We start from the raw sequence: 25,895 nt of genomic DNA on the forward strand, positions 1-25,895 counted from the left end.
CGATGACGTCACGTCGCTTCTCCCGACGCCTGCCGTCCGTCATGCGCGGAAAACACCTCCTTGGCTGCGAACAGCCCGTTCACCGCCGCCGGGAAGCCCGCATAGACGGCCATCTGCATGATGATCTCCACGATCTCGTCGCGAGACAGCCCGACGTTCAGACCCGCCTCGATATGCACTTTGAGCTGAGGCGCGGCATTTCCGAGCGCCGTCAGCGCGGCGATCGTCGCGATCTCTCGATCGCGCAGGCCGAGGTCCGGGCGGCGAGTGAGGCGACGACCTTTTCGCCGGCTCTGCCGTCAATGCGTGACAGGGCCCGCTGGCCGCGATCGAAGCGGCTTTCGGCTTGTGTTTGGGCGTGCGTCATTTTCCTTCGTCCTCTGTTCATCGCCGGCATAACCGGAGATCTTGGTATCAAGGACGAGCAGGCATTCCTGGAGTTCGGCAATCTGCGTGCGAACCTGTTCCCGGTGGATTTCCAGCATCTGCCGCCGGGCTGGCCCGGTGGCATCGCCTTCATCACGAAGCGCCGCATAACGCAACATGTCCCGGATCGGCATTCCCGTGGTCTTGAGCCGACCGAGGAATGCGATCCAGGTGAGGATCGATGCGTCAAAGTCACGCTGGCCGGAACGATCCCGGTCTGCGTATGGCAGCAGCCCGACGCGCTCATAATAACGCAACGTGTGCGTCGACAAGCCGGTTCGTTTTGCGAGGTCGCCGATCTTCATGTGTGCCCGTTCTCGTACTGACGCACGTACAGATACCCCTTCGAGCGCACTCTAAGTCAAGGGGGATCGCAAGGGGGATCGAAGGTGCCGTTCCCGCGAGGTCAAGACGGCGCGACAGCAGAAGAACACCGGTTCGACGCGACTAGTCGCCGGCAAAAAAGATTCCCTCGATGTCTTCCGCTTGCTGACCTCCGGCCAGACTGACCCAACCAGTCAGTCCGTTCTTGTCCCGAACGAGGAAATGGTAGCGCTCGGACGAGTCTTCCTCACGTCGGTCGCTTGCGACGAGCACCTCAACGAACTCACCTTTCGGAATGGTGCCGACCGCATTCGTCGCAGCCTTATCGAAATAGAACGTCAGGTCATGCAGCGTCTTTGACTTGAGGCCGACGTAATGAAACGGCTGGTTAACCTCCTTCAACCGGTCGTCGTCAAGGCAGTACTTGCGTCGATGGTCGAACATCGTATTGACGTGACCGGAGGCGTAGACGCACCCGTCGCCGGGTATCTCGAATCGGAGGCCTTCGATCTGGTCTTGATAGAGATCGCCCGCGCCTCCAATCAGGTTAAATACGCAATTGTAGTCGGCACTACCGCCGGAGCTGCAGACAACCAGGAAGTACCTCTCCGACCGAAGGCGAAGCTTCGTTTCAAAAACGTAGGTGAGAATAACGCCGCCAGCATCGGCCTCATCGCTGTTTTTCTTTTCGTCCGGTGTGATCACGTGAGGCCGCGTGAGCGCGGGATCGGTAGCCAGCACGATCGGAAGGTCGGCAACGGCGCTTTCCACGAGCTCGGTTTGCGCGTCTGCGGCCGAGGCCGCTGACATCAGCAGGATCGCGACAATCAACCGGTGACAAAGGCCGCGCATCAGCGAACTACCCCGACGAGAAGCTAATTCAATCAGCAACCTGATTGCACGGCTCCGTGACGGGATTCTGACGGTGTTCCGTCACGCCAGCCATTTCGGCACCCACCGCTCCGGGCGCGGGGCGCGGGCGAGATCGGCCTTTGCTTCGGAGAGCTGCGCCGGCTCGCCGCCGATGATCGGACGCACATCGTATTCGAAGTTCGGCATGACGCGGCCGTCGACATAGAGGCCGAATTTCATCGCGTGCCACAGCCCGAGCTCGGGCTGTGCCTTGCGCATCTCCTCGCGCAGATCGCGCAGCAGCGATTCGATCGAGGCGGCCTCCTCGAACGGCTGCGGGCCGAGGGTCAGGACGCGGGCCTCGTACTGCTTGCCGACGATCGCGACCTCGAAGCGGGTCTTGTCCCAGGGCTTCTTGCCCTTGGGCAGATGCGCGGCGAGCCGCCAGCCGAGCTCGGCCATCAAGCGATGATTGGCCCAATAGTCTTCGCGATCCCGGCTCCATTTTTCCACGAAGCCGCGGAAATCGGGAAGCTCTGCAGCACCGTCGTCACACGCGGCCTTGTCGCCGATCGGCTGTCCCGCAAGCCATTTCGCGAGCTCGTCGGTCTGGCACTCGACCTCGTCATGCGGCTTGAGATCGCTCCAGGCCTTGTCAAATTGCTGTGACGTCAGCTTCGCCAGCAAGCCGTCGAGGCTCGGCGCGAGCAGCTCGTAGTCGCCCTCGGAGCCCAGCCCCACGATCGGCGGGTTGTCGCGATCAAGACCTGCGCCATACCAGCCGCCGACGGCCGAGCCATCCGGCAGCCGCATGAACAGTGAAAACCTGTCGCGCAAGGGACTGCCGTCGAAGATCGGCGCCTGATCGGAGAACTGGCCTTGCAGCGAGAAACGGCCGACGCTGCCCCACGGGCGCCCGTTCAGCCAATCGGCAAAGTCGACCAGCAGGGATGGCGCCTCGATGCCCGGCGGAAACGCGCCGCGAATGCTGTCGAGGTCGATCGGGTAAGGCGTATCGGACAAGGTCTTCAAACTATCTGGTTGGTCCCGCCTTCTTGGTCTGATCCGTGATGCATTCGGTTCGAACCAAGTCGCGTCCTTCGATCACAAACGCGCTAGAGGCGCAATGGTTTCGATGTGGAAAACAATGAAACACACTGAAACGTCAAGGATTCGCTTCAAGCTGTCTGCGATCGGCATCGCAATGGCCGTGTTCGCCCTGTCCGCCCCCGCCACCGCGCGATCGCCGTCAGCCGCGCAGGCACGCCAATGGTGCTATGGCGACGACGACGGGGGAAACGAGGATCAGCGCATCGCCGGCTGCTCGGCCGTGCTCAAGGCCGATCCCTCGAATGTGCGGGCGCTGGCCAATCGCGGCGAGATGTTTCGGCGAAAAGGCGACACGGAGCGTGCCCTGGCGGACTTCAACCGTGCCATCGATCTCGATCCGAAAGACGCCGACCTCTGGTACAATCGCGGCATCGCCCACGACGATCTCGGCGACACCGACCACGCCATTGCCGACTACACACGCGCCATTCGGCTGAATTCCCGCGACGCGCTCTACTACAACAACCGCGGCAATTCCCACATCCACAAGAACGACTCCGAGCATGCGATGGCCGACTACGATCAGGCCATCAAGCTCGACCCTAAATTTGCGCTGGCCTATTTCAATCGCGGCACTGCCTATCGCAACCATGGCGACGACGCTCGCGCACTGGCGGATTTCGATCTCTCGATCAAGCTCGACCCGAATTACGGCCCGGCCTACGGCAACCGTGCACGCGTCTTCCGCGACCGCGGCGACCGTGCGCGTGCGCTCGCCGACTTCGCAAAATCGCTTCAGCTCAGTCCGAACAACGATCGCGATTTCTTTGCGCGCGCGAACATGTATTTCGACACCCACGACTATGCGCAGGCGCTGGAGGATTACGATCGCTCGATCAAGGCCAATGCGAGCTATCCGGGCGTGTTCAATTCGCGTTGCATGACGCGTGCGATCCTTGGCCGCCTGCAGGAGGCGCTGGCCGATTGCGAGCAGTCGCTGCGGATGGCTCCCAACGACCCCTATACGCTGGACAGCCGCGCCCTCACGAATCTGAAGCTCGGCAATCTCGACGCGGCGATTGCGGATTACGACGCGGCGCTGAGCGCAAAGCCTGAGCTCGACGGCTCCCTCTACGGCCGCGGACTGGCGAAGCGAAAGAAGGGCGACAGTGAAGGCGCTGAGCAAGACATCGCGGCCGCCAAGGCAATCAACGCCGGCATCGCGGACAGTTTTGCGCGCTACGGCGTTCAGTGACGTGCTCCGATCTCGCCGCCGATGCACGCCGGACGGGTGTTTTTCAAAACGCCCGCTTGACAAGTCCCGCCGTTCGCATGTATTGCCGCGCCCCATGATCAACGCTCGGACCCATCAGCGCACCGAAATGCTCCGCCGTCGCTTCCGCGACGACGAGAGGGTGCGCCATGTCCGACGACGCCGCTGAACCACTGAATTCAGCCGAGTTTTCGAGAAGGCCGCACCCGCAAGGTGCGGCCTTTCTGCTTTTTGCGCCCCTTTTCCACCCCGTCCCCACAGGAGTTCGACATGACCACGCATCCGTTTGACGCGCTGATGGACATCACCGCACGGCCCAAGGCCGTGTTCGTCCGCGGCGCGGGCTCCTACCTCTGGGACGACAGCCGCAAGCGCTATCTCGATTTCGTGCAGGGCTGGGCCGTGAACTGCCTCGGTCACTCCCCGCCCGCGATCGCCGATGCGCTTTCCGCGCAGGCCAAGCGGTTGCTGACGCCAAGCCCGGCGTTCTACAACGAGCCGAGCCTGAAGCTTGCCGAGCGGCTTGTCGCAAACAGCGCGTTCGACCAGGTGTTCTTTGCCAACTCGGGTGCGGAGGCCAACGAGGGCGCGATCAAGCTCGCGCGCAAATACGGCAGCCTGCACGGGAACGGCGCGTTCGAGATCATCAGCTTCGCAGGCGGCTTCCACGGCCGGACGCTGGCGACGATGTCAGCCTCGGGCAAGAAGGCGTTCGAGCCGCTGTTCGAGCCGAAGGTCGCCGGCTTCAAGAAGGCGAAGCTGAACGACATCGCCTCGGTCGAGAAGCTGATCAACGACAACACCGTCGCGGTGATGCTGGAGCCGATCCAGGGCGAGTCCGGCGTGTGGCCCGCGACCGATCAGTTCCTGAAGGAACTGCGCGCGCTCACCGACGCGCACGGCCTGCTGCTCATTTTTGACGAGATCCAGACCGGCATGGGCCGGACCGGAAAACTCTTCCACTACGAGCACACCGGCATCGCGCCCGACATCATGACGCTCGGCAAAGGCATCGGCGGTGGCGTGCCGCTCGCAGCCCTGCTCGCAACCGAACGTGCCTCCTGCTTCGAGCACGGCGATCAGGGCGGGACCTTCAACGGCAACCCGATCATGTGCGCGGCGGGGCTCGCGGTGCTGGAGGAGATCAGCAAGCCCGACTTCCTGAAGTCGGTCACCGAGACCGGCCTGCTGCTCGAAAGCGAGTTGCAGAAGGTCTCGGCCCGGCACGGCCTCGGCGGCGTGCGGGGACGTGGCCTCTTGCTCGCGCTCGACCTCAAGCTGCCGATCGCGCCAGGCATCGTCGCGCAGGCGTTCGAGGCCGGCGTGCTCCTGAACGCGCCGCAGCTCGACACGCTGCGCTTCATGCCGGCGCTGAACGTCACGCGGGCCGAGATCGCCGAGATGATCGATTGTCTCGACGGGATTTTGACCAGGGCCGGCGCGGCACGGCGGGTGGCGTGAGGCCAGTCTCGTGCCCCGGACGCAGCGCAGCGCCCCTTCGGCGGTGCGCTGCAGAGCCGGGGCCCAGCCGGGGAGATGGGTCCCCGCTCTGCGCAGCAGCGTTTCACGCTGCGGCGCGTCCGGGACACGGGAGCCGAGCATGACGAGAGACTACGGCTTCAGGATCGACGCGCCGGTGGTCTTGCGGCTTTCGAGATCGATATGCGCCTTGGCGGCGTCCTTGAGCGCGTAGGCGTGGTTGATCGGCACGTGCAGCTTGCCGTTGATGACGGCGGCGAACAGGGTGTCGGCGCCTTCCAGCAGCTCCTTGCGCGTGCCGACGTAGTCGTTCAGCTTCGGCCGCGTCGCAAACAGCGAGCCGTGATTGTTGAGCTCGGCGATCGAGAACGGCGGCACGGGCCCCGAGGCATTGCCGAACGAGACGAACATGCCGCGCGGCTTCAGGCAGGACAGCGAGCCCGGGAAGGTCGCCTTGCCGACGCCGTCATAGACGACGTCGCAGCCCTCGTTGCGGCTGATCTGCTTCACGCGCGCGACGAAATCTTCTTCGTTGTAGAGGATGACGTGGTCGCAGCCATTGGCCTCCGCAAGCTCCGCCTTCTCGCGCGAGCCGACCGTGCCGATGACATGGGCGCCGAGCGCCCTCGCCCATTGGCAGGCGAGCAAGCCGATGCCGCCGGCCGCAGCATGGATCAGCACGCGGTGATGCGGCTCGACCTTGAAGGTCTTGTGCAGGAGATACCAGACCGTCAGCCCCTTCAGCATCAGCACGGCGCCCTGCTCGTGCGTGATGTGGTCGGGCAGCTTGACCAGCTTCTCCCAGGGGATGTTGCGCTCGCCCGTATAGGCACCGAGATTGTGGTAGTAGGCCACGCGGTCGCCGGGATGGAAATGCGTCACGCCGGGCCCGACGGCGATGACCTCGCCCGACGCCTCGTTGCCGGCGATGAAGGGCAGCCCCGGAGCCTTGTAGAGGCCGGTGCGATAATAGACGTCGATGAAGTTCAACCCGACCGCATGCTGGCGGATGCGCACCTCGCCGGAAGCCGGCGCCGGGACATCGACGCTCTCATAGACCAGGGCTTCGGGGCCTCCGACCTTGTGCACTCGGACGGCTTTGGTCATCACCTGACCTCCTCTCGGTCTTCTCGCCGCTGAGCGAAAGACATCGCGCCCGCCTTGTCAACTCGACCCAGATTGGAACGGCTAAACGGACGACTTGCGGACTTTCCTGCGGTTGCGCTTCGCCAGCACGTTGAAGAATTCCACCGCCGCCGAGAACGCAATTGCGAAGTAGATGTAGCCGCGCGGAATGTGGAATTGGAATCCGTCCGCGACCAGGGCGACGCCGATCAGCACCAGGAACGCCAGCGCCAGCATCTTGGTGGTCGGATGCTCGGCGACGAATCGCGACACCGGTCCCGACGAAATGTACATGATCAGGCAGGCGATCACGACCGCCGCGATCATGATCTCGATGTCCTGCGCCATGCCGATCGCGGTGATGATCGAGTCCAGCGAGAACACGATGTCGATGACGATGATCTGGACGATCACCCAGAAGAACGCGCTGCCGCCGGACTCCCGGTCGCCCTCGCCGTCATCGGCTTCGACCTCGGCGTGGATCTCGTGCGTCGCCTTGGCGATCAGGAACAGGCCGCCACCGATCAGGATGAGATCGCGCCAGGAGAAGCCGTAACCTGAAAACGAAAACACCGGCGCGGTCAGGCCGATCAGCCAGACCAGCAGGCTGAGCAGGATGATGCGAAAGATCAGTGCCAGCGCGAGCCCGATCTGGCGGGCGCGGTGGGCCTGCTTCTCGGGGATGCGTGACACGATCACCGACAGGAAGATGACGTTGTCGATGCCGAGCACGATCTCGAGCGCGGTCAAGGTGAGCAGCGCGGCCCAGGCTTCAGGACTAGTGAGGAGGTGCATCATGCGAAGGATCTTGCCAGGCGGATCAAGGCGTCGCTGAAGCTGATCCAGAGCGCGATGGCGCAGAGCACGATGGTCACGCCGGTGCCGACGCGAAAATCCATCTCCAGCACATAGAGGCCGAGCACGGCCCAGATCGCGATCAGCGACATCGTCAGCCAGCGCAGCCGAACCACCCGGACCGGATGCAGCACGTGGAACGGCACGAAGGTCAGCACGACAAGCGCCGCGACCAGCAGCGTCGATGCCAGCGGCGGCCAGTGCAGCAGGAACAGATAGAACGCCGCCGCATTCCACAGCGCCGGAAAGCCGCGAAAATGATTGTCGTCCGCCTTCATGCGCAGATCGGCGAAATATAATGCGCTGGTGACGATGATGGCGATGCCGAGCAGCGGCGCGGCCACCGGCAGCAATAGCCCGCTCGCCACGATCGCATAGGCCGGCACGAACACATAGGTGACGAAGTCGACCACGAGATCGAGCACGTCTCCCGACCAGTTCGGCTGCACATCCTTGACCTTCAGCAGGCGGGCGATCGGCCCGTCGATCGCATCGATGATCAGGGCAACACCCAGCCACTGAAACATCGCCGCCCAATGCTCGCGCACGGCCTCCAGCATCGCCAGCAGCGCGATGGCCGCGCCGAATGCGGTGAAGATGTGCACCGAGAAGGCCGCGGCGCGGATCGCCGGTCTCGGCTTCAGGGAATCCTCTTGGGTATCCATGGCTTCTGCTATCAGAATGGGACCGGTTTGCACATCCGCCATTGCGGCGCGCGGTCGCACAATTCGCCACAAAATCAAGGAAATATAGCCGGGCTTGAATTTGCCGCGCAGCATGTCAATTGTCGTTCCATGACAGATGCATCGACACTCCATGACGCGGCCGTGGTCGGCGGCGGACCGGCGGGACTGGCGGCCGCCATCGCACTGGCGCAGGCCGGCGCGCGGACCGCGCTGGTGGCGCGGCGCATGCCCTACGCCGACAACCGCACCACCGCCCTGCTCGGCGCCTCCGTCGATCTCCTGGAGAGCCTCGACGTCTGGCCGCGCTGCAAGGGCAAGGCGGCCGCGCTCGAAATCATGCGCCTCGTCGACGACACCGGCCGGCTGTTCCGGGCGCCGGAGGTCCGGTTCTCCTGCCACGAAATCGCGCTCGACGCCTTCGGCTACAATATCGACAACCGCTCGCTGATGCTGGCGATGGAAGAACGCGCGGCCGAGTTGCCCAACCTCGTCCGTTGCGATGACGAGGCCGAAAGCGTCGTCATCGAAGCCGACGACGTCGCGATCCGCACGGCGTCCGCTCAATTCCTCACGGCCCGGCTCGTGGTCGGCGCCGACGGCCGGCACTCGCTGTGCCGGGAAGCCGCCGGCATCGCGGTGACGCGACGCGACCTGACGCAGACCGCGCTGACCTTCAACGTCGGCCACGCGCGCCCGCATCGCAACGTCTCGACCGAGTTCCACACGCCGCATGGCCCTTGCGTGTTCGTGCCCCTGCCAGGCGACCGCTCCAGCATCGTCTGGGTCTCGGCCCCCGCCGAGGCCGAGCGGCTTCGCGGCTTGAGCGACGCGGAGCTGTCCGCCGCGATCGAGAAGCAGTCGCATTCCATTTTGGGGCGCATGACGGTCGAGCCGGGCCGCAACCTATTCCCGCTGGCGATCGAACGTCCAAAATCCTTCGGGCGCGACCGCATCGCGCTGGTCGGCGAAGCCGCCCATGTGGTCCCGCCGATCGGCGCCCAGGGCCTCAACCTTGGCCTGCGCGATGCCGCTGACATCGCCAGGCTCGCGGGCGAAGCCATCGCTGCGGGCCAGGATCCCGGCGCGCCCGACGTGCTCAAGCGCTACGACCAGGCGCGGCGTCCGGATATCTTGAGCCGCACTTTCGCGATCGACATCGCCAACCGTTCCCTGCTCAACGATTTCCTGCCGCTCCAGCCGGTCCGCGCGGTCGGCATGCACCTGCTCGGCGCCATCGGCCCGCTCAGGCGCTTCGCCATGCGCGAGGGCCTGACCCCGACGTGGCGGCGGTAGGCTCGCTTACGGAAACGCCAGCCGGCCGGTCTGGATCGCCCACATCACGCTGGTCAGCGTGACCACGGACGCGAAGGTCCCGAGCAGCACCGCGACGGAGGCGGATTCGATCCAGGCGTCGTTCTGCCGGGCGATCACGAACACGTTGAGCGCCGGCGGCAGCGAGGCCATCAGCACGGCGGTCGCGGCCCAGGGCTGCGCGAACGGTCCGAACGCCAGCATCAGACCGAACGCGGCGAGCGGGTGGATCAAGAGCTTCACCGCGATCACGCCCGGCACCTCCCACGGCACCCGGTTGAACGGGCGGAGCGCCACGGTCACGCCGAGCACGAACAGCGCGGTCGGTGCGGCTGCGTTCTGAAGGAACGTGATGGTGCGATCGAGTGCGACCGGCAGCTCGATATGAAGCGCCGCCACGGCCGCGCCAAAGCAGGCCGACATGATCAGCGGGTTGAGCACGATCTGCTTCAGCACCACGCCGAAGGCATGGACCAGCGAGGGATGGTCGCGGTCGGAGAGCTCGATCAGCAGCGGCACGATCGTGAACAGGAAGATGCTGTCGCAGCAGAAGATCAGCGCGGTCGGCGCCGAGGCCTTCGGCCCAAGCACGGCGAGCGCCAGCCCCGGCCCCATATAGCCGATATTGCCATAGCCGCCGGAGAGGCCCGCAAGCGTCGCCTCGCGCAGCGTCAGCCGTCCCAGAACCTTGCCGACGACCAGCGCCAGGGTGAACGCCGCAACCGTCGACAGCGTGGTCGCGACCAGGAACGGCGGGTTGTTCAATTCCGCAAACGGCGTCTTCGACATGATCGCGAACAGCAGCGCCGGCAGCGACACGTAGAGCAGGAAGAAGTTCATCCAGGCGAGGCCCGATTCCGGCAGCGACTTGGCCTTGCCGCAGGCGAATCCGACGAAGATCAAGCCGAAATAAGGTAGCGCCAGATTGAGGATATCGACCATTGATGAAGTGGTTTCTGAAGATTTGGGGGCTATCTGCCCCTTAGCCGAAGGTCAATTCCAGATCAGGGCACTAGCATCGGCCACAATCCTGGTCTATCGACGGGGAATGATTAAAGCGAGGACCGCCAAATTCCAGATCGGACAGGTCGTTCGCCACCGGATCTTCTCGTTCCGGGGGGTGATCTTCGACATCGATCCGGAATTCAACAACACCGAGGAGTGGTGGCTGTCGATTCCCGAAGAGGTGCGGCCTCACAAGGACCAGCCGTTCTACCACCTGCTCGCGGAGAACGCAGAGTCGGAATACGTCGCCTATGTCTCCGAGCAGAACCTGGTGCCGGACGATTCCGGCGAGCCGATCCGCCATTCCCAGGTCGCCGAGATTTTCATCAAGGACAAGACCGGCGGCTATCGCCCGCGCAATCCGTCGCTGAACTGAGCCAGCGCGCTTGAACTGAGTTTTGCCGCCATCAAGCGGCCAGCAAAAAAGGCGCTCGAACCGAGCGCCTTTTTCATGTCCGGGATTTTAGCCCGCTTACTTCTGACCGGCCGGAGCCGCGCCGGGCGCGCCACCGTTCTGCTCGAGCTTCTTGCGCTGCTCGTCGGCCTTCTTCTGAAGCTCTTCCTGAAGCTTCTTCTGGGTTTCCTCGAACACCTTCGGATCGGTCGGCGGACCGTCATAGGCCTTCTGGAATTCGCCGGCGAGCGGCAGCGGCAGCGTCAAGGGTGCGCCGTTGGCATTGATCGCCTGGACAACGAGGTTTTGGCCCTTCTTCATGTTGCCGATGAGCTCGGGCGTGGCCTCGTAGTCGGACATGCAGCCATTCTGGAAGCAGATGACGTAGGGGCTCTGCAACGGCGCATTGTTGTCCACGATGATGCGGGTGCCGTGCACGAGCTGCATGCCGAGCGGCAGCGTCACGCGCAGGATCTTCTTGGGCTCGCCTTCCGGCTCGATGATCACGGCCGCGATGACCGGCTGGCCCGATTCGATACGGCCGTCCTTGCCGGTGAAGCAGACCTGCTTGGCGTTGGCGTCCTGGCCCTTGAGGCAGAACTTGGTCCAGGGGGCGTAGATCAGCTGGATCTGCTGATCGGCCGGCTGGGCCGCGGCGCCTTGCTGCGCCGGAGCGCCCTGCGCGGGAGCCGGCTGGGCGGGAGCCTGGGCAGCCGGTGCCGGAGCCTTGGGGGCAGCCTTCGGAGCGGCTTTCGGGGCCGCCTTGGGCGCGGCAGGCGCGCCGGGGGCCGGCGCGGGAGCCTGGGCCTCAGCAGCAAACGGGACGACCAACGCCGTCGCCGTCAACAGGGCGAAAAGTCGCCCGCGCGGCCGGACGGACGCGGCCAAGTAACGGAAATTCATTGCGGAAAACCCTTTCTGAACGGGAAGTGCCCGAACCGCTCCGAAGCGCCGAACCGAGCCGCCTGGCGCGGCTCTCTCCCCGTCAATTGAGGCGGATAAGTGACGGGCTCGACGCTCTTGCGCGATTGCGTGCCTTCTTAACGTGGCCGACGAAAAGATCAATGCCGACAAGCGTCTTTGACCACGCCTTGAACCGCTCCCTGGCCTGCGATCCGTGAAATTCCTTGTGATAGGATTCAGGCCCGCAGGTCCTCGAATCAACGTGTGCCGATGTCCATGTTCCAGCGCCTTCTCGAGGGCCTTCGTGAGGGCCTTGGCACCCGCCTCTGTCTTCTCGCCTTCGTCGTCGCCTCCGCGCTCTCCGCAGGCGGCGCAGGGGCTGGGGAAGCCCATGCCATCGCGATGCACGGCAAGCCGGCGATGCCGGCCGATTTCACCCACATGCCCTACGCCAACCCTGATGCCCCCAAGGGCGGCCGGCTCACCTGGGGCATTCTCGGCACCTTCGACAGCCTCAATCCCTTCATCGTCAGGGGATTGGCCGTGCAGCCGGTGCGGAACTACGTGGTCGAGAGCCTGCTCGCACGCGGCAATGACGAGCCGTTCACGCTCTACGGCCTGCTCGCCAGATCGGTCGAGACCGATGACGCGCGGAGCTTTGTCACGTTCCGCCTCGATCCCCGCGCCCGCTTCTCCGACGGCAAGCCGGTCCTGGCGGAGGATGCGCTGTTCTCCTGGCAGCTGCTGCGCGATCACGGCCGCCCCAACCATCGGCAATATTACGCCAAGGTCGCCAAGGCCGAAGCGCCCGACCCTCTCACCGTCCGCTTCGACCTGGCTGGCGCCAACGACAGGGAATTGCCGCTGATCCTCGGCCTGATGCCGATCCTGCCGAAGCATGCAGTGGATGTCGCAACCTTCGAGGAGACGACGCTGACCGGCCCAATCGGCTCGGGCCCGTATCGGATCATGGCGGTGAAGCCCGGCGCCAGCGTGACCTTGACCCGCAATCCCGACTATTGGGGTCGCGACCTGCCCATCAATCGCGGGCTCTACAATTTCGACGAGATCAGGCTCGACTATTTTCGCGAGGCCAATGGCCAGTTCGAAGCCTTCAAGCGCGGCCTCTATGATTTCCGCGTCGAGCACGAGCCGCTGCGCTGGCACGACGGTTACGACTTTCCAGCCGCCAAAAGCGGCGACGTGATCCGCGACACCATCAAGCCCGGCGTGCCGCAGCCTTCCGAATTCCTGGTGTTCAACACGCGCCGTCCGATCTTCGCCGACATCCGCGTGCGCCGGGCACTGACGCTGCTGTTCGATTTCGAGCTGGTCAACCGCAACTACTTCTTCGGACTCTATTCGCGCGTTGCGGGCTATTTCGCCGGCTCCGACCTCTCGGCCTATGGACGGCCTGCGGATGCGCGCGAACGCGAGCTGCTGAAGCCCTTTGCCGCGCAGATCCCCCCCGACGTCATGGACGGCAGCTACCGCCTGCCCGTCACCGACGGCTCGGGGCGCGACCGGACGACGCTGCGCGCGGCACTCAAGCTCCTGTCGGACGCCGGTTACGATCTCGACGGCACCGTGCTGCGTAACCGCGCGACAAAGGCCCCCTTCACCTTCGAGATGCTGGTGACGACCCGCGACCAGGAGCGCATCGCGCTCGCGTTCCAGCGCGACCTCAAGCGCGCCGGCATCGAGCCGAGCGTTCGCGCGGTCGATCCCGTGCAGTTCGACCAGCGCCGGCTCAGCTACGAGTTCGACATGATCCAGAACCGCTGGGACCAGTCGCTGTCGCCCGGCAACGAGCAGTATTTCTATTGGGGGAGTGCTGCCGCCGACAATCCGGGCACCCGCAACTACATGGGCGCCAAAGATCCCGCCGTCGATGCCATGATCGACGCTCTCCTCGAGGCCCGTGATCACACGGCCTTCGTCTCGGCGGTGCGGGCGCTCGACCGCACCTTGATCTCCGGTTTCTATACAATCCCCCTGTTTAACGTATCCGAGCAATGGATCGCGCGCTGGAATCGGATAGAACGGCCAAAGGCCACCTCGCTGTCCGGCTACCTGCCGGAGACCTGGTGGTCGAAGGGGCAGCCGCAAGCGAAGTGACGCCGTGAATCAGCCAGCCGTATCGCCGACGCTCGACACGCTGTTTCAGCGCACGCTGATGCGGCAACCGCACGCGCTCGCCCTGCTCGATCCCCTCAACAAGGCCCGCGTGACCGGCCACCAGCCGCGGCGGATGACCTACGCCGAGGCCGACACCGCCATCGAGGCCCTGTCGGCGCATTTCGTCGAATCGGGCCTGCCGGCCAATTCGGTCATCGCGATCCAGCTGCCTGCTACGGTCGAGTTCGTGCTGACGGTGCTCGCCGCGCATCGCGCCGGGCTCGTGGTCGCCGTGCTGCCGCTGCTCTGGCGCCATGCGGAACTGACCGCCGCGCTGAACCGCACCGCGGCGCGCGCCATCGTCACCATGAGCAAGGTCGACGGCGTCAGCTATTCCGACCTCGCGATGCATGCCGCCGCGGAGGCCTTCTCGATCCGTTACGTCTGCGGTTTCGGCGCCGACCTGCCCGAGGGCATGGCCTCGCTCGACGAGGTGCTGGCCCGCCCGCCGGGCACCACGCGCGCCGTGATCCAGGACGGCCGCAAGGCGGCGATGATCTCCTTCGACGTCACCGCGGAAGGCTTTCGCCCGGTGCCGCGGCCGCATTTCAGCCTGATCGCCGGCGGGCTCGCGATGTCGCTGGAAGCCGACATCAAGCAGGGCGCGACCGTGATGGCGGCGTTCACGCCGATGTCGTTCGCGGGCCTCGCCTCCTCGCTCGCGGTGTGGCTGCTCTGCGGCGGCACGCTGGCGCTGCATCATCCCTTCGAGAACGACGTGCTGGAACAGCAAATCAACGAGCACGAATGCGAGGTGCTGATCGCCCCCGCGCAGCTCGCGCTGCGGCTCGGCGATGCCGATCTCGCGGCGCGGATGCCGAGCTTGCGCAACGTCATCGGCCTCTGGCGCGCGCCCGAGCAGGTGGCGGCGAGCGATGCCTGGATCGCGCCGCATGCACCGCTGACCGACGTCTATCTGTTCGGCGAGGCCGGGCTGTTCGGCGCCCGCCGCGGCGAGGACGGCATGCCTGTTGCGGTGATGCCCGGACCGCACGGCGCCCCGCGCGAGCAGTCCGGTTCCTCCATCGCCGGCGAGATCCTGCTGACGCCCAGGGGCACGCTCGGCCTGCGCGGAGCGATGGTGCCGATCGCGGCCTACGCGCCGCCGCAGCCGGTCGGCGACACGCTGACGGCGCAGCCGCCGCGCGATTATGTCGACACCGGCTATGCCGCGCGGCTCGACCGTCCGAGCGGCGCGATCTGCATCACCGCACCGCCCTCCGGCATCATGGCCGTCGGCGGCTACCGCTTCCTGTCCAACGATCTCCAGGAATGGGCGCGCCGGCTCGGCCAGGGCGCCCTGCTCACCGCGCTGCCCGACCGGCTCTCGGGTCACCGGCTCGCAGGACGGGCGCAAGACAATGCCCGCGCCCGCGAAGCGCTCAATGAGCTCGGGCTTAACCCCCTGATGGTCGAGGCTTTTCGCGACCGCTCCGGGCCGGTTTAAGCGCAGTTTCGACCCATCCATTGACGCTGCATTAAGGCAACCGGACTAGATTGCGCAGCATCTGTTGCGTGATCAGAGTTTGCGATGTCCCAGGCGGGCCCGATCCTGTTTGTGTCCAACGCCCAGCGGCCGCCTTTCATTGCGGCCCTGGACGAGGCCCGTCTGTTTCCCGTCGTCGACGCCGACTGGGCCAGCGCGGCGCGCGCGGTCGAGCAGGTGCAGCCGGCCGCGGTTCTCGCCGCGATGCATGTCGGGCACGAGCCCCATCTGGCGACGCTCGCCAGGAAGATCGCGGACCAATCGCCCTACCTGCCGTTCGTGGCGCTCGAGGCTGCGGGTACGCTGCCGCAGAACGCCCTGCCCTTCTCCTCGCGCGGCGGCAATTCCGACCGCCTCGTCGCGCGGCTCCGCGCCGCGCTGCGCGTACGGACTCTCCATGCGACGGTTCTGCGCCGGCTGCCGGACGCGAAAGTCGGGTTGCCGGAGGGGGATCCGGCACGCGATGCGACGGTGCTCCTGATCGGCCGCGGCGCAGCTTATCCTGCGCTCTCCGTCGCACTCGGCGAACGCGTCGGGGTCGTCGGCGCGCTCTCGATCGAGGCCGCGGCCAAGCATCTCAACACCCGCGATATCGATGGCGTCGTGCTCGCCGAAGGCTTTACCGCGCGCGTCACCGACGCCTTCCTCACGGTACTCGCCGAAGACACCCGATTCCGCAGCCTGCCCGTGGTCGTCACCGCGCACCAGCTCGCGCAGACTTACGACCTGCCCAATCTCGAGCTGATCCCGGGCGAGCCGGCGAAGGTCGCCGCCAACGCGCTGCCGCTGATCCGCCAGCACGCGATGGAAGCGCAACTGAGCCGCACGCTGCGTTCGATCGATGCCGGCGGCTGGCTCGACCCGCGCAGCGGCCTGCTCACGGTGGAAGCTTTTGCCCGCGATTTCGCCAAGGCGGTCGAGCAGGCTCTTGCCCGCGGCGGCGGCCTCTCCGTGGCGCGCTTCGCCTTCGAGCCCGGCAATTCCCGTGCCCAGCTCGACGCCGCGCGGATCCTGAGCCGCCTGATGCGGCAGATGGATTTTGGCGTGGCGCAGAAAGACGGCTCCGTCATCGTCGTGTTCGCGGAGACCGACTTCCGCACCGCCCACATGATCGCCCGCCGCCTGTCGGCGGTGATGCGGCACACCTCCAATGGCAAGCACGAGATGCGCAGCGATCCCGTCGTCAGCGTGGACTCGCTGTCGCCGTCGGATACGGCGCGGTCACTGCTCGGGCGTCTCTCAGCCGACGCGTCGCGCGCGGCGTCGTAGTCGCGCGTCAGCAATCCCTGATCTCGTGCGCGCCCCTTGTACGGGCAACGTGGCGCTAAGCGCCACCATTCGCGCCCGATTTCGGGGCGGCCGCCAGAGCGGGAGTGGCCAGGAGAAAGCCGACAGTCTCGTTCAGGAGCTCGTGGGCCCGGTCGACGATGTCGTCCAGCGACATCGTCTTTGCGAACATGCGCTGCGCTTCAGCCAGCAACTGGTCGCGAGTCGGCATGCTGGACAGACGCAAATCGGCACGCTGCTGCAACAGAATGATCGCGTCCCTGACCGACAATTCGGTCTCATGGATCGACGTCTTGATCGCCTGTGCGATGTGTTCAGGATTGAAGCGAGCGGCGAGCTGCTCGGCCGCTTGCTTGATCGCGCGTGATCCCAACCGATGCTCATTGCGCAGGACCTGCTTGGGCGGCATCTTCAGATCCCGGACAATCCCGAGCCAGGACAAGGCCACCAGGATATAATAGGTGAGATCAATCTCGTACCAGTGGAAGCCCTGTCGAGCACTGGCCTGATAGGCGTGGTGATTGTTGTGCCACCCCTCACCCATCGTGACGAGAGCGAGCAGCCAGTTGTTGCGGGAATCGTCGCCGGTCACGTACCGCCTGCGGCCGTGAACATGTGCGAGGGAGTTGATGCAGAACGTGCCGTGATACACGAGCACCGTGCTCCAGAGAAAGCCGACCACGAGTCCTGACCACCCGGCAATGAGGAAGCAGAGGCCCGCGAGCACGAATGCCGGCAGAAGCTCCAGTTTGTGCAGCCACATCAGCTCGGGATACGACGCCAGATCCGATACTTTCACCAGATCGGTTGCATCGTGCTGCCGGTAGAAGATCCAGCCGAGATGACTGTAGAGGAAGCCCTTGTGCCGGGGCGAATGCACATCCTGCGCCGTATCCGAGTGAAGATGATGATGGCGATGTTTGGCAGCCCACCAGAGGACGCTTTTCTGAGCGCTGCTCTGGGCCAGGAAGGCCAGGATGAACTGAAACACCCGGCTGGTCGCGTAAGCCCGATGCGAGAAATACCGGTGATAGCCGGCGGTGATCGCAAACATGCGCAACCAGTACAGAACCGCGCAAATGGTAACGGCTTGCCACGAGACGCCCGACCAGATCGCCGCGACGCATCCCGCGTGGACCAATATGAACGGCAGGACCTGCGGATACATGACGTCGTCGTGTTCGTCACCGTGTTCCTGGCCTGAATCGATATTGATAGACACGCTCGCGACCTCAGAAGTTTCAATGGGCGGGGCAGCCCCGCTTTGCGGTACAAAAAACCCGCGGCCGGTAAACCAGTCGCGGGTCACACGAATCAGGTCATCAGTCAGGCACGCTATCAGCGGCGAGGCCAAGTCGGAGGCCAAGTCGTCGGCCTAACTCGACGAATCGAACATGGCTGTCGTTCGATCATTCCGCAAGTGGCCATATGCCGCTGTTTTGTATCCAAGTACCGCTCGGTGGCGCTCGGAACAATTACGCCGCCTTCTTGCTCTGCGCGAGCTGTGCCAGCTGGCGCATGATCTCCGTGGTGCCGGCGAGCCGCTCTTCCGGCGTCTCCCAGTCTTGCAGGAATACCACCTTCATGTCGGGCCGCACCTTGGCGGCCTGGCCGTAGCTGCGGATGAACGACACCAGGCGGTCGGGATGGGCGAACGAATTATCGCGGAAGGCGATGACCGCGCCCTTCGGGCCGGCGTCGATCTTCCCGACATTGGCCGTGCGGCAGAACGCCTTGATCGCGGCGACCTTGAACAGATAGCGCACCTCGTCCGGCAACACGCCAAAACGGTCGCGCATCTCCGCACCAAAATTCTCGATCTCCTCCTCGGTGTCGAGATCGGCGAGCCGCCGGTACAGCGACAGCCGCACCGAGAGGTCGCCGACATAGTCTTCCGGAATGAGCACGGGCATGCCGATGGTGATCGAGGGCGACCAGCGGTCGGCGGCGGGCTCGGACACGCCGGCCTTGAGGTTGACGATCGCCTCCTCCAGCATCGACTGGTAGAGCTCGAAGCCGACTTCCTTGATGTGGCCGGACTGCTCCTCGCCGAGCAGGTTGCCGGCGCCGCGGATGTCGAGGTCGTGCGAGGCGAGCTGGAAGCCCGCGCCCAGCGTCTCCAGCGATTGCAACACGGTGAGCCGGCGCTCGGCCTGCGCGGTGATCTTCTGCTGCGCCGGCAGCGTGAACAGCGCATAGGCTCGCAGCTTGGAGCGGCCGACGCGGCCGCGGAGCTGATACAGCTGCGCCAGGCCGAACATGTCGGCACGGTGCACGATCAGCGTGTTGGCGTTGGGAATGTCGAGGCCGGACTCCACGATGGTGGTCGACAGCAGGATGTCGAACTTGCCGTCGTAGAAGGCGGTCATGATGTCCTCGATCACCGCGGGCGGCATCTGGCCGTGCGCGACCGCGACCTTCATCTCCGGCACGTTCTTGTCGAGGAAGTCCTTGACCTCGGCGAGGTCGTCGATGCGCGGCACCACGTAGAACGCCTGGCCGCCGCGATAGCGCTCGCGCAGCAGCGCCTCGCGGATCATCAGCGGATCGTGCGGGGCGACGAAGGTGCGCACCGCGAGGCGGTCGACCGGGGGCGAGGCAATGATCGAGAGCTCGCGGACGCCGGTCAGCGCCAGCTGCAGCGTGCGCGGGATCGGCGTCGCCGACAGCGTCAGCACATGCACCTCGGAGCGAAGCGCCTTCAGCCGCTCCTTGTGAGTGACGCCAAAATGCTGCTCCTCGTCGACGATGACAAGGCCGAGATCGCGGAACTTGATCGCCTTGCCGAGCAGCGCGTGGGTGCCGACGACGATGTCGACCGAGCCATCGGCGATACCCTTCTTGACCAGGTTCAGCGCCTTGGTCGGGACCAGGCGCGAGGCCTGCGCCACGTTCACCGGAAAGCCCTTGAAGCGGTCGGTGAAGGTCTTGTGGTGCTGGCGGGCGAGCAGCGTGGTCGGCACCACGACCGCGACCTGCTTGCCTTCGAGCGCGACGGCAAAGGCCGCGCGCAAGGCCACCTCGGTCTTGCCGAAGCCGACGTCGCCGCAGATCAGCCGGTCCATCGGACGGCCGAGCTCAAGGTCCTTCAGCGTGGATTCGATGGCCCCTAACTGGTCCTCGGTCTCGTCATAGGGGAAGCGCGCGCAGAACTCGTCGTAAAGTCCCGGCTGCACCGGCAGCTTTGGCGCCTCGTGCAAATGGCGCGCGGCGGCGATCTTGATCAATTCGCCCGCGATCTCACGGATGCGGTTCTTGAGCTTCGCCTTGCGGGTCTGCCAGCCGGAGCCGCCGAGGCGGTCCAGCTCGACCGTGGTCTGGTCGGAGCCGTAGCGCGACAGCAGCTCGATGTTCTCGACCGGCAGAAACAGTTTTGCGTCGGCGGCGTAATGCAGCTCAAGACAGTCATGCGGCGCGCCGGCGACGTCGAGGGTTTGCAAGCCGATGAAGCGGCCGATGCCGTGGTCGGCATGGACGACGATGTCGCCGGCGGTGAGGCTCGTCACCTCCGAGATGAAATTGTCGAGCTTGCGGCTGGCCTTGCGGGGCCGCACCAGGCGGTCGCCGAGGATGTCCTGCTCGCTGATCAGCGCGATCTCATCGGTCTCGAACCCGGCCTCCAGGCCGAGCACGGCGAGCATGGTCTCGTTGCGCGGGGTCGCCTGCACCGTCCGCCAGGCGTTGACGCTGGTGGTGTGGGTCAGCTTGTGGTCGCGCAGCATCGAGGTCATGCGGTCGCGCGATCCCTCGCTCCAGAGTGCGATCACGACCTTCTTGCGCTGGGCATGCAGCGCCATCACGTGGCTGACGACGGACTCGAACACGTTGACGGTGGCGTCATTGCGTTCGGGTGCGAAGTCGCGGCCCTTGCGCGCGCCGGCATCGACGATCGTCGCACCATCGGCCGGAACCGAAAACTGCGTCAGCCGCACCAGCGAAATCTCGCTTTCGCGCCTGGTCCATTCCTCGTCGGTGAGATAGAGCCTGTCAGGCGGCAGCGGCTTGTAGATCGCACCGCCGCCGGGATGCTCCATCGCATCGCGGCGGGCTTCGTAGTAATCTTGGATCTGCTTGAAACGCTCGCGAACGGCGTCCTCGGCCTGCGGCTCGATCGCGATGGCTGCGCCTTGCAGATAGTCGAACAGCGTGTCCATCCGGTCCTGGAACAGCGGCAGCCAGTGCTCCATGCCGGGATGGCGGCGGCCCTCGCTGACGGCCTCGTACAGCGCATCGTCGCGCTCGGGCGCGCCGAACTCGGCGACATAGCCCATGCGGAAGCGGCGGATGGTGTCGGTGACGAGCTGGAATTCCGAGATCGGCACGAGGTCGAGCGAGCGCATGTCGAGCATCGTGCGCTGGGTCTCGGCGTCGAAGGAGCGGATCGATTCCAGGCTGTCGCCGAAGAAGTCGAAGCGGACCGGCTGGTCGAGGCCGGCCGGAAACAGATCCAGGATACCGCCGCGCACGGCATATTCGCCGGGCTCGCGCACGGTCGAGGAGCGGTTGTAGCCGTTGTGCTCGAGCCAGGCGACGATGGTGTCCATTGGCACCACGTTGCCCGGCGCAACCGACAGCGCCTGCGCGGCAACGAGTTCGCGCGCAGGGACGCGCTGCAGGATTGCGTTCACCGTGGTGAGCACGATCAGCGGCTTGTCGCTGCCGGTCAGCGGCGCAAGCCGCGCCAGTGTGGTCAGGCGCTGCGCGAGGATGCCGCCATGCGGCGAGACGCGGTCATAGGGCTGGCAGTCCCAGGCCGGAAAGGTCAGCACCGGCAAATCGGGCGCGAAGAATTGCAGCGCGCGCTCGAGCTGCTGCATTCGCCCGCCGTCGCGGCAGACCACGGCAAGGCTGACGGCCGGTTTCTTCGGCCGTGCGGCGATGGCACGGGCGAGATCGGAGATGACGAGGCCCTCGGCGCCCTCGGCAACATTGGCAAGCGTCAGCGCGCGGCCGGGCGTAAGCAGCTCGGCCGGCGACTTTATCCCCTGTTTCATAAATCGCCGTCCGTAATCGGGAACGCCTTGATGCGCGCAAACAGCGCGCCGGTGACATCAGCTGGCAGCACCTTGTCACCGGTGATGGCGGCATAGAGATCGGGATCGGACTCTTCGAGCAGGGTCTCGAGCTCGGTCAGCTCGTCGTCGGACAGATTGCCGATCTCGGCATCCGCGAAGCGGCCCAGGATCAGGTCCATCTCGCGCGTGCCGCGGTGCCAGCAGCGGAACAGAAGCCGCTTGCGGCGATCGTCCAGCCCGTTGCTCGATCGTGTCGTTCCCGTCATGTCTCAGATCCAGTCAAACGCAGAAAGCCCGGACGTGCCGGGCCGGGGTGATATAGCCACTCGGACCGCCCCTGTCAGCCCTCGATTTGGCATGGCCCGCTGCCCGCGTGGGCGCCGCGAAAAAAGCCGTGGATGCCCGGCATAAAGCCGGGCATGACGGGCCGAAACGATCCTAGATTCGCTCTCATGCGCCCCAGCCTGCTCAATCCGCTGTTTGCTCCCGTGACCAGCCTGCCCGGCGTCGGTCCGAAGCAGGACAAGCTGCTGCAGTACCTGCTCAGCCGCAATGAGACGCCGCGCCTGGTTGACCTGCTGCTGCATTTGCCGAGCCAGGTCATCGACCGCCGTGCGCGGCCAAAGATCCGCGACGCCGTCCAGGGAACCATGGTGACGCTGGAGGTCACCGTCGATCGCCATCGCCCGCCTCCGCCGCGCAACGCCCGCGCGCCCTATCTCGTCTACGCCAGCGACGACACCGGCGACGTCGTGCTGACCTTCTTCCGCGCCAAGCCCGGCTATGTCGAAAAGCTGCTGCCGATGGGCGAGAAGCGCTACGTCTCGGGCACGCTGCAGATGTATGACGGCATCCCGCAGATCGTGCATCCCGACCGCGTGCTCGACGAGGAGGCGATCGCAAAACTCTCCGGCATCGATCCGGTCTATCCGCTGACCACCGGTCTGGCACTCGGCTCGCTCCGCCGCGCGGTCGCGCAAGCGCTGCAGAAGCTGCCGGCCCTGCCGGAATGGATCAGCCCGGAGGTGATGCGCCGCTGCAGTTTTCCGACGGTCACCGAGGCGCTCAGCCGCGTGCACCAGCCGGTCGAGCTGACAGACATCCTGCCCGAAAAACCCTACTGGTCGCGCCTCGCCTTCGATGAGCTTTTGGCCGGCCAGCTCGCGCTGGCCCTGATCCGCGCCCAATTGCGCCGCCCGGCCGGCGTCCGCAACGCCGGCGACGGTCACTTGCGCAACAAGATCATCGACGCCCTGCCCTATGCCCTGACCCCGTCCCAGCGCAACGCCGCGGCCGCCATCGCCGAGGATCTAAAACAGCCCGTGCGCATGCTGCGCCTGCTTCAGGGCGATGTCGGCTCGGGCAAGACCGTGGTGGCGCTGCTGGCGGCCGCCGCCGTCGCCGAAGTCGGCAAGCAGGCGGCGCTGATGGCGCCGACGGAAATTTTGGCGCGGCAGCACATCAAGACCATCGCCCCGCTCGCGGAGCGCGCAGGGCTGCGCGTGGCCATCCTCACCGGCCGCGAGAAAGGCAAGGAACGGCGCGAGCTGTTGGCGCAACTCGAAGCCGGCGAGATCAATCTCCTCGTCGGCACCCATGCCCTGATCCAGGACGACGTGATCTTCAACGATCTCGCCCTGGCCGTCGTCGACGAGCAGCATCGTTTCGGCGTGCGCGAACGCCTCGCGCTGACCTCGAAGGGCGCCGCCGTCGACGTGCTGGTGCTGAGTGCGACGCCGATCCCGCGCACGCTGGTGCTGACCTATTTCGGCGACATGGACATCTCCGAGTTGCGCGAGAAGCCCGCCGGCCGCCAGCCGATCGAGACCCGCACCATATCGATGAGTCGCCTCAATGAGGTCACGGACAGCATCGGCCGGGCCCTGGAGGCGGGCAAGCTGGTCTACTGGATCTGCCCGCTGGTCGAGGAATCCGAGGCCGAGGGCACCGAGCACCTGACCAATGCGACCAAACGCTTCGAGAGCTTGCAAAAGCGTTTCGGCGACCGCGTCGGCCTCGTCCACGGCCAGATGAAGGGCACCGAGAAGGACCGCGTGATGGGCCAGTTCGCCGCCCATGAGATCGGGCTTCTGGTTGCGACCACCGTGGTCGAGGTCGGCGTCGACGTGCCGGCCGCGACCATCATGGTGATCGAGAACGCCGAACGGTTTGGCCTTGCCCAGCTGCACCAGCTGCGCGGCCGCATCGGGCGCGGCTCGGAAGCCTCGACCTGTCTCCTTCTCTACTCGGAGCCGCTCGGCGAGATGTCGAAGGCACGCCTGAAGGTGATCCGCGAGACCACCGACGGTTTTCGCATCGCCGAGGAAGATTTGAAGCTGCGCGGCGAAGGCGATGTGCTCGGCGTGCGCCAGAGCGGCCTGCCCGGCTACCGCATCGCGCGCTCGGAGGTGCACGGCCAGCTCATCACCCAGGCTAGAGACGAGGCGCTGCGGATCCTGAAGGACGATCCGAAGCTGAAAGGCGAGCGCGGCGAGGCGCTGCGGTGCCTGCTGTATCTCTACGAGCGGGACGAGGCGATCCCGCTGATCGGGGCGGGTTAGCCTGCTGCTCTTCGGCGCCCGACCTCATAAGCCGCCACATGCGCGCGGGCCAGATCCAGCAGCGGCGTATCGATACCGAGCGTGCGGGCGCGATTGGCCATATCGCCCAGGATATGCTCCGCTTCGGTAACCGAACCACGCTCGATATCGCGCAGCATCGAAGCCTTGAGCGGCGAGTCCGGGGTGGTGAACAGTTTCCGGTCGAACTCGATGAACGGGGCGCGTGGCTCAAAACCCGACGCCGTTGCAACGGCACAGCATTCCGCGAACAGCCGGAAAATGGACTGCTCGCCGTTCGGCACCGCCAGGATGTCGCCGATACTTGCGCGCATCAGGCAAGTGATGCCGGCGAGCGTGCTGAGCTGGATGAATTTCTCCCACATGTCCTGCATGATCGTTTCGCTGGCGCGCACGTCGATACCGGGGACATGGAGCAGTGTTTCCAGCGCGAGCGCACGCTCGCTCGGCGCCCCGTTGGTCTCGCCGAAGACGATGGTCTGATTGGCCATGAACTGAACGACACGACCATCCGCGTCGAGCCCGGCGCTGACGTTCGCCAGGCCGCCGAGGACGCGCGCAGCACCGAACTTCGCGGTCAGAGCGTCAATATGTTTCAATCCGTTGAGTATCGGCAGAATCATCGTGTTGGCGCCAACGGCCGGGGCAAACTGGGCCATCGCATCGTCGAGCGAGTAGGATTTCACCCCGACCAGCACGACGTCGAACGTCTCCTTGAGATCGTTAGCCAGGACGATCTTCGGCTGCACGGCAAAGTCGCCATGCGGGCTCACGACCTGCAATCCATTCCGCCGCAATTGCTCGGCACGCTTCGCTCGCACCAGAAAGGTCACGTCGCCGCCCGCTCGGACCAGGCGAGCTCCGTAATAGCCTCCAAGCGCGCCTGCGCCGATCACCAGCACTCTCATTCGAACTCCGAACCAACCCAGCTTCACCCCCAAAAAAAACCCCACCGGGGGCGGGCGGGTTCTCCCCCCCGTATTTGCCCGCGCCGCTAAGCAATCCAGAATCTTCCCACGGAGACAGGCTGGATTGCTTCGCTGCGCTCGCAATGACGAAGTGGATAGAGCCGCTTCAGAAGACTCACCCTTTCGCCGCGGTCGACTTTATGAAACCTTGCGCTCATGCGCAGGGTCATCGTTGTCGGTTCTCAGGGAAGCGGAAAGACGAGCCTCTCTCGAAATCTCGGGCGGAAGCTTGGACTGCCCGTGGTGCATCTCGACGTGCTCTATTGGCGGCCGGGATGGAATCCATCCGACAAGGCCAGCTTCCGTCTACGCGTCGCGGAGGCGATCGCGGGCGACGCATGGGTCATCGACGGCAGCTTCTCGGGGCTCGCCTTCGATCTCACGCTTGCGCGTGCCGACACCCTGGTCGTCATCGACCGCCCGCGCTGGCTCTGCCAGTGGCGCATTCTCTGGCGCTCCGCGTTCGATCGCGACACGACGCGACCCGATCTGCCCGAGGGATGTCCGGAACAGTTCGACTGGAAACTGATGAAGGAGGCGTGGCGCTACGACACCGAGCGCGTGCCCGTCATCGAGGCCGAGCGCCTTCAATATGGCCCCGATGTCCCGGTCGTGCGCCTGAGACGCGACCGGGACATCCAGGGTTTTCTGGAGTCGGTTTCAGTACACTGCGAGTGATCCATCGCCGTGACTTCAGAC

21 protein-coding genes and 1 pseudogene are annotated in these 25,895 nt (G+C 65.2%); 9 read left to right on the plus strand and 13 right to left on the minus strand.

Annotated features, from left to right (window positions below):
- Window positions 1-8: 8 nt before the first annotated feature.
- The 4 genes and pseudogenes from AC0L3X_RS04550 to AC0L3X_RS04565 all read right to left on the minus strand — a co-directional run bounded on the left by AC0L3X_RS04550 (window position 9) and on the right by AC0L3X_RS04565 (window position 2,634).
- A pseudogene (locus tag AC0L3X_RS04550) lies at window positions 9-367 on the minus strand (carboxymuconolactone decarboxylase family protein).
- Window positions 300-731, minus strand: coding sequence for a MerR family transcriptional regulator (locus AC0L3X_RS04555; protein WP_071913796.1), 432 nt, complete (start codon window positions 729-731; stop codon window positions 300-302). Before AC0L3X_RS04555 ends, AC0L3X_RS04550 begins: the two are co-directional and overlap by 68 nt.
- Window positions 732-873: 142 nt before the next feature.
- Complete coding sequence (locus AC0L3X_RS04560) at window positions 874-1,641, minus strand: SH3 domain-containing protein (protein WP_354097573.1); 768 nt, start codon at window positions 1,639-1,641, stop codon at window positions 874-876.
- Window positions 1,642-1,683: 42 nt separating this feature from the next.
- Window positions 1,684-2,634: a hypothetical protein gene (locus tag AC0L3X_RS04565; RefSeq protein ID WP_225048847.1), complete on the minus strand. Its 951-nt coding sequence runs from the start codon at window positions 2,632-2,634 to the stop codon at window positions 1,684-1,686.
- Between the two features lie 115 nt (window positions 2,635-2,749).
- On the opposite strand from AC0L3X_RS04565, the gene AC0L3X_RS04570 reads away from it, so the two are divergent.
- Both AC0L3X_RS04570 and AC0L3X_RS04575 read left to right on the plus strand, forming a co-directional pair.
- The gene (locus tag AC0L3X_RS04570; protein ID WP_354131539.1) at window positions 2,750-3,907 is read left to right on the plus strand and encodes a tetratricopeptide repeat protein; all 1,158 of its coding nucleotides are present in this window, start codon (window positions 2,750-2,752) and stop codon (window positions 3,905-3,907) included.
- A gap of 288 nt (window positions 3,908-4,195) precedes the next feature.
- Window positions 4,196-5,386: an acetylornithine transaminase gene (locus AC0L3X_RS04575; protein ID WP_354131540.1), complete on the plus strand. Its 1,191-nt coding sequence runs from the start codon at window positions 4,196-4,198 to the stop codon at window positions 5,384-5,386.
- A 150-nt stretch (window positions 5,387-5,536) separates the two neighbouring features.
- Here AC0L3X_RS04575 and AC0L3X_RS04580 read toward each other — a convergent pair whose 3' ends face one another.
- From AC0L3X_RS04580 to pcsA, 3 genes are all read right to left on the minus strand, one after another.
- On the minus strand, window positions 5,537-6,511 hold the full coding sequence (locus tag AC0L3X_RS04580) for a quinone oxidoreductase family protein (RefSeq protein WP_014495182.1): 975 nt from the start codon (window positions 6,509-6,511) through the stop codon (window positions 5,537-5,539).
- Between the two features lie 81 nt (window positions 6,512-6,592).
- The gene (locus AC0L3X_RS04585; protein WP_063983222.1) at window positions 6,593-7,327 is read right to left on the minus strand and encodes a TerC family protein; all 735 of its coding nucleotides are present in this window, start codon (window positions 7,325-7,327) and stop codon (window positions 6,593-6,595) included.
- Window positions 7,324-8,091 (minus strand): phosphatidylcholine synthase, encoded by a 768-nt coding sequence (pcsA, locus tag AC0L3X_RS04590; RefSeq protein ID WP_167767898.1) that lies wholly within the window; start codon window positions 8,089-8,091, stop codon window positions 7,324-7,326. Before pcsA ends, AC0L3X_RS04585 begins: the two co-directional genes overlap by 4 nt.
- A gap of 87 nt (window positions 8,092-8,178) precedes the next feature.
- Here pcsA and AC0L3X_RS04595 point away from each other — a divergent pair, with 87 nt between their 5' ends.
- Complete coding sequence (locus tag AC0L3X_RS04595) at window positions 8,179-9,363, plus strand: UbiH/UbiF family hydroxylase (protein WP_354131541.1); 1,185 nt, start codon at window positions 8,179-8,181, stop codon at window positions 9,361-9,363.
- A 6-nt stretch (window positions 9,364-9,369) separates the two neighbouring features.
- Here the strand turns inward: AC0L3X_RS04595 and AC0L3X_RS04600 are convergent, their stop codons facing one another.
- Window positions 9,370-10,323, minus strand: a complete 954-nt coding sequence (locus AC0L3X_RS04600) for an AEC family transporter (protein WP_071913784.1) — start codon at window positions 10,321-10,323, stop codon at window positions 9,370-9,372.
- 106 nt (window positions 10,324-10,429) lie between these two features.
- Between AC0L3X_RS04600 and hspQ the strand changes: the two genes are divergently transcribed.
- The gene (hspQ, locus tag AC0L3X_RS04605) at window positions 10,430-10,762 is read left to right on the plus strand and encodes a heat shock protein HspQ (protein WP_014495177.1); all 333 of its coding nucleotides are present in this window, start codon (window positions 10,430-10,432) and stop codon (window positions 10,760-10,762) included.
- 96 nt (window positions 10,763-10,858) lie between these two features.
- On the opposite strand, the gene AC0L3X_RS04610 is transcribed toward hspQ, so the two are convergent.
- The gene (locus AC0L3X_RS04610) at window positions 10,859-11,683 is read right to left on the minus strand and encodes an invasion associated locus B family protein (protein ID WP_166096620.1); all 825 of its coding nucleotides are present in this window, start codon (window positions 11,681-11,683) and stop codon (window positions 10,859-10,861) included.
- A 270-nt stretch (window positions 11,684-11,953) separates the two neighbouring features.
- Here AC0L3X_RS04610 and AC0L3X_RS04615 point away from each other — a divergent pair, with 270 nt between their 5' ends.
- The 3 genes from AC0L3X_RS04615 to AC0L3X_RS04625 all read left to right on the plus strand — a co-directional run bounded on the left by AC0L3X_RS04615 (window position 11,954) and on the right by AC0L3X_RS04625 (window position 16,616).
- On the plus strand, window positions 11,954-13,801 hold the full coding sequence (locus AC0L3X_RS04615; protein WP_354099697.1) for an extracellular solute-binding protein: 1,848 nt from the start codon (window positions 11,954-11,956) through the stop codon (window positions 13,799-13,801).
- A 4-nt stretch (window positions 13,802-13,805) separates the two neighbouring features.
- Window positions 13,806-15,308, plus strand: a complete 1,503-nt coding sequence (locus tag AC0L3X_RS04620) for a class I adenylate-forming enzyme family protein (protein ID WP_354099698.1) — start codon at window positions 13,806-13,808, stop codon at window positions 15,306-15,308.
- Window positions 15,309-15,392: 84 nt separating this feature from the next.
- Window positions 15,393-16,616, plus strand: a complete 1,224-nt coding sequence (locus AC0L3X_RS04625) for a GGDEF domain-containing protein (RefSeq protein ID WP_354099699.1) — start codon at window positions 15,393-15,395, stop codon at window positions 16,614-16,616.
- A gap of 55 nt (window positions 16,617-16,671) precedes the next feature.
- On the opposite strand, the gene AC0L3X_RS04630 is transcribed toward AC0L3X_RS04625, so the two are convergent.
- The 3 genes from AC0L3X_RS04630 to AC0L3X_RS04640 all read right to left on the minus strand — a co-directional run bounded on the left by AC0L3X_RS04630 (window position 16,672) and on the right by AC0L3X_RS04640 (window position 21,915).
- Window positions 16,672-17,802 (minus strand): acyl-CoA desaturase, encoded by a 1,131-nt coding sequence (locus AC0L3X_RS04630; RefSeq protein WP_166353125.1) that lies wholly within the window; start codon window positions 17,800-17,802, stop codon window positions 16,672-16,674.
- 307 nt (window positions 17,803-18,109) lie between these two features.
- A complete protein-coding gene (gene mfd / locus AC0L3X_RS04635) occupies window positions 18,110-21,628 on the minus strand; it encodes a transcription-repair coupling factor (RefSeq protein ID WP_283016536.1) in 3,519 nt (1,172 codons plus the stop codon).
- The gene (locus tag AC0L3X_RS04640) at window positions 21,625-21,915 is read right to left on the minus strand and encodes an FAD assembly factor SdhE (protein ID WP_028147879.1); all 291 of its coding nucleotides are present in this window, start codon (window positions 21,913-21,915) and stop codon (window positions 21,625-21,627) included. The genes mfd and AC0L3X_RS04640 overlap by 4 nt, the downstream gene beginning before the upstream one ends.
- Window positions 21,916-22,101: 186 nt before the next feature.
- Here AC0L3X_RS04640 and recG point away from each other — a divergent pair, with 186 nt between their 5' ends.
- Window positions 22,102-24,210 (plus strand): ATP-dependent DNA helicase RecG, encoded by a 2,109-nt coding sequence (gene recG / locus AC0L3X_RS04645; protein ID WP_283016537.1) that lies wholly within the window; start codon window positions 22,102-22,104, stop codon window positions 24,208-24,210.
- Here the strand turns inward: recG and panE are convergent.
- A complete protein-coding gene (panE, locus tag AC0L3X_RS04650) occupies window positions 24,207-25,136 on the minus strand; it encodes a 2-dehydropantoate 2-reductase (protein ID WP_283016538.1) in 930 nt (309 codons plus the stop codon). The two genes, recG and panE, sit on opposite strands and share 4 nt — an antisense overlap.
- A gap of 300 nt (window positions 25,137-25,436) precedes the next feature.
- On the opposite strand from panE, the gene AC0L3X_RS04655 reads away from it, so the two are divergent.
- On the plus strand, window positions 25,437-25,874 hold the full coding sequence (locus AC0L3X_RS04655) for a P-loop NTPase family protein (protein WP_283016539.1): 438 nt from the start codon (window positions 25,437-25,439) through the stop codon (window positions 25,872-25,874).
- Window positions 25,875-25,895: the final 21 nt, after the last annotated feature.

It is taken from the genome of Bradyrhizobium sp. MI1.7, from assembly GCF_055811795.1.